The organism is Myxococcus sp. AM011 (assembly GCF_013372595.1).
GTDB classification, from domain to species: Bacteria; Myxococcota; Myxococcia; order Myxococcales; family Myxococcaceae; genus Myxococcus; species Myxococcus eversor.
The window spans coordinates 1-14,454 of the sequence record NZ_JABXEM010000108.1 but is presented as its reverse complement, the minus strand read 5'-3'; the positions used below and the strand labels follow the sequence as shown (position 1 = coordinate 14,454).

13 protein-coding genes are annotated in these 14,454 nt (G+C 69.2%); 6 read left to right on the top strand and 7 right to left on the bottom strand.

Annotated features, from left to right (window positions below):
• Positions 1-118: 118 nt before the first annotated feature.
• The 7 genes from phoU to HUW62_RS22520 form a co-directional block, all read right to left on the bottom strand.
• A complete protein-coding gene (gene phoU, locus HUW62_RS22550; RefSeq protein ID WP_163869742.1) occupies positions 119-805 on the bottom strand; it encodes a phosphate signaling complex protein PhoU in 687 nt (228 codons plus the stop codon).
• A gap of 23 nt (positions 806-828) precedes the next feature.
• Positions 829-1,572: a phosphate ABC transporter ATP-binding protein PstB gene (gene pstB, locus HUW62_RS22545; protein ID WP_217911490.1), complete on the bottom strand. Its 744-nt coding sequence runs from the start codon at positions 1,570-1,572 to the stop codon at positions 829-831.
• Positions 1,573-1,625: 53 nt separating this feature from the next.
• Entirely contained in the window at positions 1,626-2,537 is a 912-nt protein-coding gene (gene pstA / locus HUW62_RS22540) for a phosphate ABC transporter permease PstA (protein WP_163869660.1), read from the bottom strand.
• Entirely contained in the window at positions 2,534-3,523 is a 990-nt protein-coding gene (gene pstC / locus HUW62_RS22535; RefSeq protein ID WP_240357040.1) for a phosphate ABC transporter permease subunit PstC, read from the bottom strand. Before pstC ends, pstA begins: the two co-directional genes overlap by 4 nt.
• Positions 3,524-3,583: 60 nt before the next feature.
• On the bottom strand, positions 3,584-4,405 hold the full coding sequence (locus tag HUW62_RS22530) for a phosphate ABC transporter substrate-binding protein (protein WP_163869662.1): 822 nt from the start codon (positions 4,403-4,405) through the stop codon (positions 3,584-3,586).
• Positions 4,406-4,453: 48 nt separating this feature from the next.
• Positions 4,454-5,725, bottom strand: a complete 1,272-nt coding sequence (locus HUW62_RS22525) for a porin (protein WP_217911488.1) — start codon at positions 5,723-5,725, stop codon at positions 4,454-4,456.
• A gap of 90 nt (positions 5,726-5,815) precedes the next feature.
• The gene (locus HUW62_RS22520) at positions 5,816-6,505 is read right to left on the bottom strand and encodes a response regulator (RefSeq protein ID WP_163869743.1); all 690 of its coding nucleotides are present in this window, start codon (positions 6,503-6,505) and stop codon (positions 5,816-5,818) included.
• Positions 6,506-7,022: 517 nt separating this feature from the next.
• Here HUW62_RS22520 and HUW62_RS22515 point away from each other — a divergent pair.
• From HUW62_RS22515 to HUW62_RS22490, 6 genes are all read left to right on the top strand, one after another.
• A complete protein-coding gene (locus tag HUW62_RS22515) occupies positions 7,023-8,417 on the top strand; it encodes a hydroxymethylglutaryl-CoA reductase, degradative (protein WP_176435580.1) in 1,395 nt (464 codons plus the stop codon).
• A gap of 115 nt (positions 8,418-8,532) precedes the next feature.
• Positions 8,533-10,209, top strand: coding sequence for a PAS domain-containing sensor histidine kinase (locus HUW62_RS22510; protein ID WP_163869664.1), 1,677 nt, complete (start codon positions 8,533-8,535; stop codon positions 10,207-10,209).
• Positions 10,206-11,549, top strand: coding sequence for a sigma-54 dependent transcriptional regulator (locus HUW62_RS22505; RefSeq protein ID WP_163869665.1), 1,344 nt, complete (start codon positions 10,206-10,208; stop codon positions 11,547-11,549). The genes HUW62_RS22510 and HUW62_RS22505 overlap by 4 nt, the downstream gene beginning before the upstream one ends.
• Before the next feature lie 231 nt (positions 11,550-11,780).
• Complete coding sequence (locus tag HUW62_RS22500; protein WP_163869666.1) at positions 11,781-13,325, top strand: SulP family inorganic anion transporter; 1,545 nt, start codon at positions 11,781-11,783, stop codon at positions 13,323-13,325.
• Entirely contained in the window at positions 13,322-14,071 is a 750-nt protein-coding gene (locus tag HUW62_RS22495) for a carbonic anhydrase (RefSeq protein ID WP_163869667.1), read from the top strand. The genes HUW62_RS22500 and HUW62_RS22495 overlap by 4 nt, the downstream gene beginning before the upstream one ends.
• A 100-nt stretch (positions 14,072-14,171) precedes the next feature.
• The coding region (locus tag HUW62_RS22490) for a TSUP family transporter (protein ID WP_176435579.1) at positions 14,172-14,454 on the top strand (283 nt) is incomplete at its 3' end.

Sequence of the window (14,454 nt, the reverse complement as noted above, 5' to 3'; positions counted from 1 at the left end):
GGAGGCGCGCGGTCATCGCGCGACCTGGGTTCCACGCTAGGGGGCTCGCGCGTCAGGCCCGCGGAGCGCTCGCGGCGCCGGGGCCAATTCGACGTGACAGGGCAGTGAAGCGGGCCGCCTAGTCGCCCAGGTTGCGGCTGCGCGGGTGGCGGATGTCCTTGCCCCGCACCATGTAGACGACCATCTCCGCCACGTTCATCGCGTGGTCGCCAATGCGCTCCAGGTGCTTGGCGATGAACATCAGCGCGGTGGCCCGGCGGATGTTCTTCGAGTCCTCCATCATGTACGCCAGCAGCTCGTTGAAGATCTTGAGGAAGAGCGCATCCAGCAGGTCATCGCCCTGGAGCACCTCCTCGGCCTTCGTCACGTCGCCGGAGACGAACGCATCCAGGGAGCGCTTCACCTGGCGCTGGGCCAGCTCCGCCAGCCGGGGCGTGTCCACGTAGGGCGCCAGCGGGGGGGCCTGGTTGAGGTCCATGGAGCGCTCGGCGATGTTGACCGTCAGGTCTCCGATGCGCTCCAAATCGGTGACGATCTTCAGCGCCGTGGTGATGAGGCGCAAGTCACTGGCGGCGGGCTGGCGCAGCGCGAGGATGCGGCGGCACAGCTCGTCGATTTCGACTTCCAGCCGGTTGACGTCCTTGTCCGCGGCGACGACCTTCTCCGCCAGCGCGCTGTCGCGGTCCGTGAGAGCCCGCATGCTCTGGGCGATGAGGCCCTCCACCTTGGCGCCCATCGCGAGCAGCTTCTCGCGCAAGTCCCTCAGGTCCTGCTCGAACGCCTTGTCCGTGTGAGTCAACGCCATCGCCGCCAATCCCTTCTCTTCGCTCACCCGAACTTCCCGGTGACGTAGTCCTCGGTGCGCTTCTCTCGCGGGTTGGTGAAGATCTGCTCCGTGGCCCCACATTCCACCAGCTCACCCATGTAGAAGAAAGCCGTCCTGTCACTTACCCGCGCGGCCTGCTGCATGTTGTGGGTGACGATGGCGATGGTGTACGTCGCCTTCAGCTCGTGGATGAGCTCCTCGATTTTCGCCGTGGCGATGGGGTCCAGCGCGCTGGCGGGCTCGTCCATCAGCAGGACTTGTGGCTCCACCGCCATCGCCCGAGCGATGCACAAACGCTGCTGTTGGCCGCCGGACAGGCCCAGGGCGCTCTCGTGCAGCCGGTCCTTCACCTCGTCCCAGAGGGCGGCGCCGCGCAGGGACTTCTCCACCCGCTGCTCCAGCGCTGACTTGTCCTTCATGCCGCCCACGCGCAGGCCGTAGGCGACGTTCTCGAAGATGCTCTTGGGGAACGGGTTGGACTTCTGGAAGACCATGCCCACGCGGCGGCGCAGGTCCACCACGTCCACGCTGCGGTCGTGGATGTCCGTGTCGTCCAGGAGGATGCTGCCCGTGTGGTTGGCGCCCGGAATCAAGTCGTTCATCCGGTTGAGCGCGCGCAGGAAGGTGGACTTGCCGCAGCCGGAGGGGCCGATGAGGGCGGTGACGCGCCGGTCCAGGATGGCCAGGGAGACCTTCTGGATGGCCGCCTTCGTGCCGTAGCGCAGGGTCAGCTCGCGCGCCTCCATCTTCGGGCGCGGGGCGTTGGGATTGAGGGACATGGAGGGCGTGTACCGTGGGGTCAGTGGGCGCCCGCGGCCTTGCGGCGCGTGCGGGTCCGGATGATGACCGCGACGAGGTTGAGGGCGAACGTCAACAGCAGCAGCACCAGCACAGTCGAGTAGAGCAGCGGGCGCGTGGCCTCCACGTCCGGTGACTGGGTGGCCATCACATATGTGTGGTAGCCCAGGTGCATGAACTGGGAGTTGAGGTGGGTGGGCAGGTCCGGCAGGAAGTAGGCCGCGCCGGTGAAGAGGATGGGCGCGACTTCGCCCGCGCCTCGGGAGATGGCGAGCACCGCGCCGGTGAGGATGCCCGGCAGCGCGCCCGGGAGCACCACCCGCCCCAGTGTCTGGGACTGGGTGGCCCCCAGCGCCAGGCTCGCGGTGCGGTGGTCCATGGGAACCGCGCGCAGCGCCTCCTCGGTGGAGACGATGACGACGGGCAGGGTCAGCACGGCCAAGGTCAGCGCGGCCCAGAGGATGCCGGGCTGCGCCCAGTACATCTCCTCGTGGCCCAGCGCCCGGTCCATGCCCTGGCCCACGAAGAGGATGAAGAAGCCCAGGCCGAACAGGCCGAAGACGATGGAGGGCACGCCCGCCAGATTGACGACCGCCACGCGGACGAAGCGGGCGAAGAGCGAGTTCGGAGGCGCGTACTCGTGGAGGTACACCGCCGTCAGCACGCCCACCGGCATCACCGCCACGGTCATCAGCAGGGTGAGGGCGGCGGTGCCGAAGATGGCGGGGAAGATGCCGCCCCCCATCATCCCGTCCTCGGGCGGCTTGGAGAGGAACGTCCAGGTGACGCCGCCAGCTCCGTGCTCCGCGACGTTGAAGAGGATGATGGCCAGCATCGCGATGATGATGAAGGCGGCGAGGCCGGTGAGCGACGTGAGCGCGAGCCCCACGGCGCGGCGGGTGTTGGGCGTCACGAGGCACCTCCCGTCAGCTTGCGGACGACCCGCCGGGTCCACGTGGACGCGATGAGGTTGAGCACGAAGGTGAAGATGAAGAGCTGCACGCCGATGAAGAACAGGAGCGAGTAGTGGGGGCTGCCCACCACGACTTCGCCCATCTCCGCGGCGATGGTCGCCGACAAGGAGCGCGCCGAATCTCCGAGGCTCCAGGAGATGACGTCCGCGTTGCCGGAGGCCATGAGGACAATCATCGTCTCGCCGATGGCGCGGCCGAACCCGAGCACACACGCGGCGAGGATGCCGGGCGCGGCCGCGGGGAGAACCACCTTCCACGCGGTCTCCCAGGGCGTGGCGCCCAGGGCCAGGGACGCCTCGCGGTAGCTGCGTGGCACCGCGGTGAGCGCGTCCTCCGACACGGTGAAGATGACGGGGACGATGGCGAGCGCCAGTCCCAGGCCCGCCAGCATGGCGTTGAGCGGCCGGTCGAAGCCGAGCGCCTCCTTCACCACCGTGGACATGACCATGAGGGCGAAGAAGCCCAGGACGACGGAGGGGATGCCCGCGAGCAGTTCGATGACGGGCTTGAGCAGTTCGCGCAGGCGGCGGGGCGCGAACTCCGCGGCGAACAGCGCGCCGAAGACGCCCAGGGGGACGGCCACCAGCATGGAGACCACCGTCGTCTTCAGCGTGCCGACGAACAGCGGAATCATGCTGACCTTGGGAATCTTCGACACCGGCTGCCAGCGGAAGGGCGGCCTGCCCGGTGCCACGTCCTGGGCCAGGAACATCTTGGAGAGGCTGGCCTCGTGGCGGGCCTCCGGCTCCGTGAAGAGCGCGAGGGCCTCCTTCGCCACGAAGATGATGATGAGGATGAGCGCCGCGATGCCGGTGAAGGCCATCAGGGTGATGAACCCCGCGATGACCTTCTCCCGGAGCTGACGCCGCCGCGCGGCCGGAGACAGCAACGGTGCGACGAGCGGCTGAGTGAGACCCTGCTCCATGATGGCCTGTCTATCCATAGTGGCTCGGGTCCTCTCGTGACATTCGTGTGACGGGAGACTTCACTTCACCGGGAAGTAGCCGACCTTCGTGACGACGGCCTGTCCTTCGGGGGACAGCGCGTAGTCGATGAACGTCTTGGCATCCCCGGAGGGCTTGTTGCGCAGGTAGAAGTACAAGTCACGTGACAAGGGGTACTTGCCCGTCTTGATGTTCTCGGCCGTGGGGGCGATGTCCTCGTTGCCCTTCTTGATCTTCAGCTCCTTGATGCCCTTGGCGTACGCGGCGCCGCCGTAGCCGATGCTGTTCTTCTCCTTGGCGACGGCGTTCACCACCGCGGCGGTGCCGGGCAGCGTCTGCGCGGAGGCCGCGTAGTCGTCGCCGTCCAGGACGTGGTCCTTGACGAAGACGTAGGTGCCGGAGGAGTTCTCGCGCGAGTAGATGATGATGGGCGCGTCGGGGCCGCCGAGCTGCTTCCAGTTGGTGATGTCCCCCACGTAGATGCCCTTGAGCTGCTCCACGGTGAGCGCCGTCACGGGGTTGCCCTCGTTGACGTAGAAGGTGACGCCGTCCTTGGCCACGGGGATTTCCACGCCGGTGGTGTTGTAGCGGGCGCGCAGCTTCTGCTTCTCCGCGTCCTTGATTTCACGGCTGGACATGGCGATCTCCGTGGTGCCGTTCTGGAGCGCCGCGAGGCCCACGCCGGAGCCGCCACCGGTGACTTGTACCTTGGTGGCGGGTGTCTTCTTCATGAACTCCTCGGCCCATCGCTGCCCGAGGATGACCATCGTGTCCGAGCCCTTCACGGTGACGTTGCCCGCATGGGCGGAGAGCGGGAGGGCGAGCAGCAACCCGATGACCAGTGAACCGAAAATTGCCTTCATGGCGGATTCAGCTCCAGCGAAGTGGTGAAGTTGGAAGGAAGGTAGGGCCTAGTAGCGGGCCTGCATCTGGAAGGTGAAGAGGTTGTCGTGCGGGTCCTTGGCATCGTCCGGATGGGCCGTCATGGGCATCTCGTACGCCGCGGTGACCTTGAGGTTCTCTCCGAAGTAGTGGAGGACGGCGACGGCCAGGGTGCCCACGGAGTTGTTGCTCGCGGGACGTCCCTCTGACGCGCTGTTCTTGCGTCCATTCTCCGGGTCGAAGAAGTCGTAGCGCACGGCCACCGCGTCCGACAGGCCCACGTTCTGGACAATCAGGCCGTACCAGCCGCTGGCGGGCACGCCGGGCTGCTCCACCTTCACGTCCCCGGAGCTCTTCCAGTACGACTTGCCGGTGATGTACTCGCCCTTGATGGCCGTCGCGCCCAGGGGGAGGACATCCAGGTAGAGCTGCGCGTCCAGCGCCACGCGGTCTCTCGTGTGTGCCTTGCGGAAGGTGTCCGAGGGGCCCTTGGTGATGGTGTGGCCGTACCAGCCGGAGACGCCGCCGGACAGCCAGCCCAGGTCGAAGCCCGCGCGGCCGATGACGTCCTTCTCCTTGTCGTTGTCCACGCCGACGGAGCCCTGGTTGAAGATGCCGTCGCCGTCGAAGAGGCCCGCGGCGACGTTGACCTTCCCCTCGAGGAAGGTGCCGGCGAACTTGACGCCGCGGTCCCGCTCGTCGGGCAGGAAGGCGCGCACGACGCGGGTGCGCTCGGGAATCTCGCGGTCGGCGGAGGACTGCACGGCCTCGTAGCCGAAGGGCCACTTCATCTGGCCCAGGGTGAGGCCGGCCTGCTGGTGGGTGCCGGGGATGAAGAGGGTGGCCTCGGCGTCGCGCACGGTGACGAACGGAGCGGTGGGCACCGCGTCGATCTGGAGCATCATCTGCGCCCAGTCCGTGGTGTAGGTCGTCTTGATGCGGCCCCGGCGCACGGCGAAGCGGCTGAAGCCGCCCACGCCCGTCTCGTCCAGGCTCTGCTGGTACTGGTAGCGCGCCTGGACGTAGCCGGAGATCTTCAGCTTCTTGAGGGAGATGAGGTCGTTCTTCGTCTCGACGTTCTGCTCCTCGAGGGCGGCGACCTTGCCCTCGGCGTTCGTCATGCGCTCGTCCAGGTCCGCGTCGGCGGGCGCGGCGTCGGCGGGGGGCACCTGCGTGGTCGCGCCTTCATCGGACGTGGGGACCTGGGGGGCGGGCTGCTCGACGGGCGCGGTGGGTTCCTGGGCCCGGGCGAGGGCCGGGCTCAGGGAGAGGGTGACGACCGCGGTGACGAGTGGACGCATCAAGGAGGGTTTCGGGAGGGTCACGAAACTGGCTTCTAGGTAACGACCGTGGCCGTTTCAGGTCCGTTGTGTGACATCCGCGTCACGATGTCAGTGGGTGGGGTCCACGATGCGGTAGCCGACGCCGCGCACCGTCTCCAGCAGGTTGCGCGCGGGGCCCAGCTTGTCGCGCAGGCGCATGACGTGGGTGTCGATGGTGCGCGTCTCCAGCGAGGAGGACAGCCCCCAGACCTCTTCGAGGAGCTGCTCGCGCGTCTGGACGCGGCCCGTGCGCGTCATGAGGTGCCCCAGCAGGCGGAACTCCAGCGCGGTGAGGGGGATCTCCTTCTCCTCGACGTAGAAGCGGTGCGCGGCCAGATCCAGCTTGAGGGCGCCCAGGGCGAGGGGCGCGGCCTGGGGGGACTGGGGCGCGGCCCCTCGACGGAGGATGGCCTTGAGGCGCAGCACCAGCTCCCGGACGCTGAAGGGTTTGACGACATAGTCGTCAGCGCCGACCTCGAAGCCTCGGACGCGGTCCGCCTCCTCGCCCTTGGCGGTGAGCATGACGATGAGGGTTTCGCGGGAATGGGTTCCAGCGCGAAGCTGCCGGCAGACATCGATGCCGGACATGTCGGGGAGCATCAGGTCCAACAGGACCAGCTCCGGCGGGCGCTCGCGAGCGGCGACGAGCGCCGTTTCACCTGTTGCCGCGAGCTGGGTGGAGAAGCCCGCGTCGCGCAGGTTGAAGTCGATGAGGTGAGCGAGGTCGGGTTCGTCGTCGACGATGAGGACGTGGGCCATGGCGGGCCGGAGTCTGCGCGTCTCGATTTCCATGCACGTGACGCGTTTGCAACGATTGTGTGATGAAGGCCCAGGGCGGACAGGCTGGCGTGCGCGTGCACCCCGCGAGCGCTCCCAGGAGAAGGTGACCGTCCACTTCCGTCATGAGGCACCACCAGATGGCGAGGGAGGAGGCCCGCGGCCCGGGTGTCCCTTGCGGGCGAGACGTCGCTGAGACATTTATGAAAACCAGACGTGTCGGGGTGCTGCGGGCTCGGGGTGCGGGCTTGTCTGGTGTTTGGTCGATGAATCGGGCTGTTTCGATGTCTGGAAAGAGAGGGGCCGGGGGAGGACGCGCCAGGTACCCGGGGACGACGCGCCTTGTGCCTGGGTACGAGTCCTCTGTGGGGTGACGGACCCCGGCCCTCCTGAAGTGTTCAGGGGGTAACAGCAGCCATGGGGGGATGGGGATGTGTCATATTGCTCACGGGTTGCCAGTGACTCATTTGAGAGGGATTGTGTCGATGTGAGGTGATTGATGGCTGAGGAGCGGGTGGATACCCAAGGTGCTCGTGGCAATGAGTCGAATCAGTCGGTATTTTCCGGCTTTCATCGGCTGTCGTTGGAGGAGCGGCGCGAGCGCCTGGGCGTCGGGCTGGGGCTCGATACGGAAGCGCTGGAAGGGCTCACCGGGGAGCAGGGGCTGTCCATGGAGGCGGCCCTGTCGATGGTGGAGAACGCGGTGGGGCTCTTCAGCCTGCCACTGGGGCTGGGGCTGCACCTGAAGGTCAACGGGCGGGAGTACGCGGTGCCCATGGTGGTGGAGGAGCCGTCGGTCATCGCGGCGGCCTCCTTCGCGTCGAAGCTGGTGGGCGCGGCGGGAGGCTTCATCGCGGACGCGGACCCGTCGATGATGATTGGTCAGATTCAAGTCGCCCGCTTCGGGCCGCCGAGCTTCGCCATGGCGCGCATCCTGGAGGCGCGCACGGAGCTGCTGGCGCTGGCCAATGGCCTGCACCCGAGCCTGGAGCGCCGTGGGGGCGGTGCCCGGGACGTGGAGGTCCGGCTGCTGCCGCCACCCGAGGGGCCCGGCATGGAGCCGCTGCTGGTGGTGCACGTGCACGTCGACACGCAGGAGGCCATGGGCGCCAACCTGGTGAACACGATGATGGAGGGGCTGGCGCCCCGCATCGAGCAGCTCACCGGGGGCAAGGTCTACCTGCGCATCCTCTCCAACCTGTCGGACCGGCGGCTGGCCCGGGCGCGCTGCTCGATTCCCGAGCGGGCGCTGGCGGACTTCGGCTTGAGCGGCGGTGAGGTCGCCGAGGGCGTCGTCCAGGCGAGCCGCTTCGCGCTGGCGGACCCGTACCGCGCCGCGACGCACAACAAGGGCATCATGAACGGCATCGACGCGGTGGCGCTCGCCACCGGGCAGGACTGGCGCGCCATCGAGGCGGGCGCGCACGCCTATGCGGCGCGCGGGGGACGGTATGGCCCGCTGTCGGTGTGGCGCCGGGAGGCGGGCCACCTCGTGGGCGAAATCCAGTTGCCGCTGGCGCTGGGCACGGTGGGGGGCTCGCTGCTGCTGCATCCTGGCGTGCAGGCCGCGTTCAAGGCGCTGGGACATCCCTCCGTGCGGGAGCTGGCGTGCATCTTCGCGTCGGTGGGGCTCGCGCAGAACCTGGCGGCGATTCGCGCGCTGGGCTCGGTGGGCATCCAGCGCGGCCACATGGCGCTGCACGCGCGCACGGTGGCGTCGAGCGTCGGCGCGCCGCCGGAGTGGGTGGAGGCCATCGCCGCGCTGCTCGTCCAGGAGGGCGAGGTGAAGGTGGACCGGGCGAGGCAGGTGTTGGACCGGATGCGCGGTGGCGGAGAGACGGTGACGCTGACGCCGTCCGCGCTGCGCACGGGGCTCCAGGACGAAATCGAGTAGGCCGCTCGTCCGGGGGAAGGGGAGGGGCGCCCGCGCGCGGAGGAACCCGGCGCCGCCGCGTGTTCTGGTTCCCACCCGCCTTGGGGCTGTGCCACAACGGCGGGGTGAGCACCCCATGACTCCGCCTGACCCGCACTCCCCGCCGCCCTCGTCCTCACCCCTGCGCACCCTGCCGGTGCCCACGCTGACCCCCACGCCGGGCGAGCTGGCGCAGACGCAGCGGCGCGGTGGCCGCTCGGCGCTGCTCGGCCTGGGGTTGGTGGGCGTCGTGGCGCTGACGAGCCCCGTGCTCGGCTACCTGGAGGACGTGGGCAACGCGCGCGAGGAGCTCTTGGGGCACCTGTCCAACCAGGCGCGAGTGCAGGCCGACGCCCTGGGAGTCCACCTGCTGCTGCTGGAGGCGGAGCTGGCGCGCGTGGCGGGACACCCCACGCTCTTCCCGGAGGACGGGGCGTCCCCCGCGGAGCAGGCGCTGCTCGACAGTGCCTTCTATCACTCGTCCCTCTTCTCGGAGGGCGTGGCGCTGCTCGGTCCTCGAGGCGAGCGCGTGTGGAGTGACCCGCCCGGCATGTCGCTGGGGGCCTCCCCCATCACCCGGCGCCCGTGGTTCCAGCGGATGGTGGAGCGCAAGGCGCCGACCATCGACCTCCTGGAGGGCGAGGGCGGGCCGCTGGTCGTCGCCGTGCCGATGATGAAGGAGGGCCAGCTCAAGGGCGTGCTGCTCGGCGAGGTGCGCACGGAGGCGCTGCCCACGCGCTCCACGGAGGAGACGGCGCTGTTCCTGATGGATGCGCGCGGCCGGCTGCTCCTGCCGTCGTCGCCCTTCTCCCACCAGGAGGACTTCTCCGGGGCGCTGCGCTCACTGGCGCGGGCGCCGGGGCCGCTGGTGCTGGAGGGAAACCGGCTGATGGGCGCGGCGGCGTGGGTGGGCCGCAGCGAGCTGTTGCTCGTGGTGCTCGAGGACGAGGAGTCCGCCACGGCTGGGCTGCGCTCGCGCTTCCTGCGCCAGCTCGCCTTCCACATCGCGCTGCTCACCTGTACGCTCGGCCTGTTCCTCGTCCTGCTGCGGCATTCCTACCGCTCGCTGCTGGCCGCGGAGGAGCGGCTGCGCCGGCAGGAGACGATGGCCGCGCTGGGCACCGCCGCGGCGCTCATCGCCCATGAGGTGAAGAACGCGCTCAACGGCATCCAGGCCGCGCTGTCCGTGCTGCGCACGACGCCCGCGGGCAGCGAACTTCCCGTGAGGGGCCTGCGCTCCCAGGTGGAGCGGCTGGGGCACCTGGCGCGCTCGCTGCTCTCGTTCGGCGCGCCTCGTGCCGCGATGCGCCGTAGCTGCGAGCTGCACCTGCTGGTGGAGGAGGCGCTCCAGGCGGTGCGCATGCTGCCGGAGTCGGAGGAGGTGGAGCTGCGCACGTCGCTGGAGGAGAACCTGGCCGTCCAGGGTGACGCGGCGCTCCTCGTGTCGGCCATCGACAACCTGGTGCGCAACGCGGTGGAGGCGGGCGCCGTCGCGAAGGACACGGGCCTCAGGCCCGCTCCCTGGGTGGCGGTGAACCTGTCGCGGGACGGCGAGGAGGCGCTGCTGGTGGTGGAGGACAACGCGGGAGGCGTGGACCCCCGGCTGGAGCCCCGGCTGTGGGAGCCTTTCGCCACCGGACGCGCGAAAGGCGTGGGCCTGGGGTTGCCCATGGCGCGCACGTCCGTGGAGGCGCATGGTGGAAGCCTGACCTATACCCGCCGTCCACAGGGCAGCCTCTTCACGCTGCGGCTGCCGCTGGAGCGCATCTCATGAGCATCCATCTGCTGTTGGTGGACGACGACCGGACCTTCGCCTCGCTGGCCGCCACCGTGCTGCGTCACGAGGGCTTCCGGGTGACGCTGGCGCACTCGCTCCACGACGCGCGCGCGGCGCTCGCCCGGCAGGCCCCCGAAGTCGTCGTGTTGGACCGCCGTCTGCCGGATGGAGACGGCATCCACCTCCTGCCGGAGCTGCGCGCGCAGTTCCCGGACACCGCGGTGATGATGGTGACGGCGCACGGCGACATCGCCAGCGCCGTGGACGCCATCAAACAGGGCGCGCGCGACTACCTGTCCAAGCCGGTGGAGCTCGACGACCTCGTCCTGCGCGCGCGCCGCGCCGCCGCGGACCTCCAGCTCCACGAGCGACTGCGTCAGGCGGAGAGCGAGCTGGGAGGCCGGCGTCGGCTGTTGCGGCCGCGCGCGCCGGCGATGGTGGCCGCGCTGCAGATGATTGAGCGCATCGCCACCGCGCCCCGCAGCCCGGTGCTGATTACGGGCGAGACGGGCGCGGGCAAGGAGGTGCTCGCGCGCCACCTGCACAACGTGCAGGGCCACCAGGGCCCCTTCGTCCACGTCAACTGCGCCGCGCTGCCATCCGCGCTGGTGGAGAGCGAGCTGTTCGGCCACGAGCGGGGCGCCTTCACCGACGCGCGCGCGGCCCGGCGCGGGCTGGTGGAGGTGGCCGACGGCGGCATCCTCTTCCTCGACGAGATTGGCGAGTTGCCGCTCAGCCTCCAGGCCAAGCTGCTCACCTTCCTGGACCAGGGCGCCTTTCGCCGGCTGGGCGGGACGACGGAGCTGACGAGCAACGCCCGCGTCGTCACCGCCACCAACCGGGACCTCACGCGCGAGGTGGCGGAGAGCCGCTTCCGCGAGGACCTGTACTTCCGCCTCAGCGTCTTCCGCGTGGAGATTCCGCCCCTGCGCCAGCGCCGCGAGGACGTGCTGCCGCTGGCGGAGTCGCTCCTGGTGGAGCTGTGCGCGGAGCTGGGGCGCAGGCCCGTGGACTTCTCCGCCGCCGCGAAGGCGCGCCTGGAGCGCTACCCGTTTCCGGGCAACGTGCGCGAGCTGCGCAACGTGCTGGAGCGCGCGCTGGTGCTCGAGCCCGGGCCCGCGCTGGAGCTGCAGGCCCTGGAGCCGCGAGGTCCGCTGGGGCCGTCCGCCACGGACCCGGACGCCTTCGTGGTGTCGGGCGTCCCGCGCACGCTGGACGAGGTGGAGCGCCTGTACGTGAAGCATGTCCTCGGTCGGCTGGACGGCCGGCGGATGGAGGCGGCCAAGGCGCTGGGCCTCTCCTACCCCACGTTCCTGCGCAAGCTCGAGGAGTCCTGAGGCGTCGGACGGCCCCGTCCGACGTGCCAGGCAGGGGCTTCAAGTTCCTTGCTCAAATTTCTTGAAGTCCCGCGCGGCCACTTGAAGTTCCTTTCATTGGCTGGCCGCCTCCGGGCGCCACATCTCTCCGTAAAATCATGCACTTAGGTCGTGGCACGGTCGTTGCCATGACGCACCGCGAGACTCAGCGTGCGCCACCGTCGGTGGCGTCTTCTCGTGGAGGTGTGTGGCATGACGACGAGCGATGGGAACGCTGGCTCGGCCTGGAAGAACCTGGCCGCTGACCTGCCTGCTTCCCTGGTGGTTTTCCTGGTGGCGCTGCCCCTCTGCATGGGCATCGCGTTGGCGTCGGGTGCGCCCATTGTTTCGGGCCTCATCGCCGGCGTGGTGGGTGGCGTGGTGGTGGGCCTCTTGGGCGGCGCGCCGCTTCAAGTCAGTGGCCCCGCGGCCGGCCTGGCGGTGATGGTGTTCGGGTTCATCCAGACCATGGGTCTGGCGATGACGTGCGCGGCGGTGGCCGTGGCGGGCGTGCTGCAGATGATTTTCGGCGGGCTCAAGGTGGCTCGCGCGGCGCTGGCCATCTCGCCAGCGGTGATTCACGGGATGCTGGCGGGTATCGGCATCCTCATCGTGCTGGGGCAGGTGCACATCGTCCTGGGTGGCAGTCCCCAGTCGAGCGCCTTCCAGAACATCAAGGAGCTGCCGGAGCAGATTCTCGGCCTGCATGGCCCGGCCGCGGTGCTGGGCCTGGTCACCATCGGGTTGATGGTGGTGTGGCCGGTCCTGGCCAAGGGCAAGCTGAAGCTCGTGCCGGCACCGCTGGTGGCGGTGGTGGGCGCGACGGCGGCGTCGGTGTTCTGGGGCGCGGACGTGGCGCGCGTGGTGCTGCCGGACAACGTGTTCAGCAGCATGCAGCTTCCGACGATTCCCACCGGCAACTGGGGTGCATTCGTAGCGGCGGTGCTGTCGCTGGCGCTGGTGGCGAGCGCGGAGTCGCTCCTGTCGGCGGTGGCCACGGACAAGATGCACACGGGGCCCCGGGCCAACCTGGACAAGGAGCTGTTCGCGCAGGGCGTGGCGAACACGGTGTCCGGGCTCGTGGGCGGCCTGCCGATCACGGGCGTCATCGTGCGCAGCGCGGCGAACATCTCGGCGGGCGCGAAGTCGCGCTGGTCCGCCATCATCCACGGCGTGTTGCTGCTCGTCTTCGTCACGACGCTCGGCTCGGTGGCGGGCCTGGTGCCGCTGACGGTGCTGGCGGGTCTGCTCGTCGTCGTCGGCACCAAGCTGGTGAACCTGCACCACATCCGCGAGCTGCAGAAGCGCGGCGAGGTGCTCGTCTACGCGGTGACGGTGGCGGGCGTCGTCGGCATCAACCTGCTGGCGGGCATTGGCCTGGGATTGATGGTGGCCATCCTCCGGTTGTTGTGGCGGCTGGGCAGCGTGAAGGTGGACGTCAAGCAGGCGCACGGGGAGTTCCTCGTGCGCGTGACGGGCTCGCTCACCTTCGTCGGCGTGCCGCGGCTGTCCATGGCGCTGGCGCAGATTCCCTCGGGCTCCAAGGTGAAGGTCGACCTGGCCGTGGAGACGTTGGACCACTCGGGCTTCGAGGCCATCGAAAGCTGGAGTGACACGCATCGCAAGACGGGCGGCTCGGTCGTCATGGAGTCGCTCGAGGAGGTCTGGGTCCGCAGCGGGACCTCCAAGAACTCGAATCCTGTCCTGGGTCCCCAGGTTTCCTCCAACAACACTCTCGCCTCAGAAGGTGCCCGATGAAGAAGCTCATTCGCGGTCTGCTGGACTTCCAGCTCAAGAGCCGGCCCGCCTACCGAGACGTGTTCGCGCGACTGGCCAATGGTCAGTCTCCCGATTGTCTCTTCATCTCCTGCTCGGACAGCCGGCTGGTGCCCAACCTCATGGTGTCCACGGACCCCGGCGACCTCTTCGTGGTGCGCAACGTGGGCAACCTGGTGCCGCCGTCGGACAAGCACGGCGTCTCCATGGGTGACCAGTCCGAGGCCGCGGCGCTGGAGTTCTCCATCGCCAACCTGGAGGTCGAGGACCTGGTCATCTGCGGCCACTCGAGCTGCGGCGCGATGAAGGCGGTGCTGGGGGGCGGCGAGGTGGCCGGTGCCCCCAACCTCTCCGCGTGGCTGGCGCATGGCAAGCAGTCCCTGGCGACGCTCAAGGCGGGGACGACGGTGGGCGAGGGCCTGCCCGAGTACGACAGGCTGTCGCAGCTCAACGTGCTGCAGCAACTGGAGCACGTGGCCAGCTACCCGCTGGTGAAGGAGCGCGTGGCCGCGGGCAAGCTGCGGCTGCACGGGTGGTGGTTCGACATCGCCAGCGCCCAGGTGCACGTGTGGCGTCCGGCCCACGGCCGCTTCATCCCCATGACGGAGCTGGTGGGAGAGGCGCTTCTGCGCGAGCTCGGCGGGGACCCGCTCTACGCCAGCGAGGGCCAGGCGGCGAACCAGGAGGGTGTCGCCCGCATCCACTCCGTGGCCGCCAACGGCCACTGAGCCACGCGGAGCAGGCAGGCAAGGGGGCATGGCCCGCACGAGGCCGTGACTCCTGATTGGAAATCCGGCGCTGGAGAGGAAGGATGCGGCCCGGCGCCGCATGACTCCCTTCCTCTTCACGTTCGTCGTCCTGCTCTTCTCCGTGGGGGCGGGACTCTTGGGCTCGCTCCTGGGCATCGGCGGCGGGCTCATCCTCATCCCCGTGCTCACGCTGCTCCTGAAGGTGGACATCCACTACGCGGTGGGTGCCTCCATCGTCTCCGTCATCGCCACGTCGAGCGGCGCCGCGGCGGCGTACGTGCGCGAGCGCATGGCGAACCTGCGCGTGGCCATGTTCCTGGAGCTGGCGACGACGGCGGGCGCGCTCACCGGGGCCTTCCTGT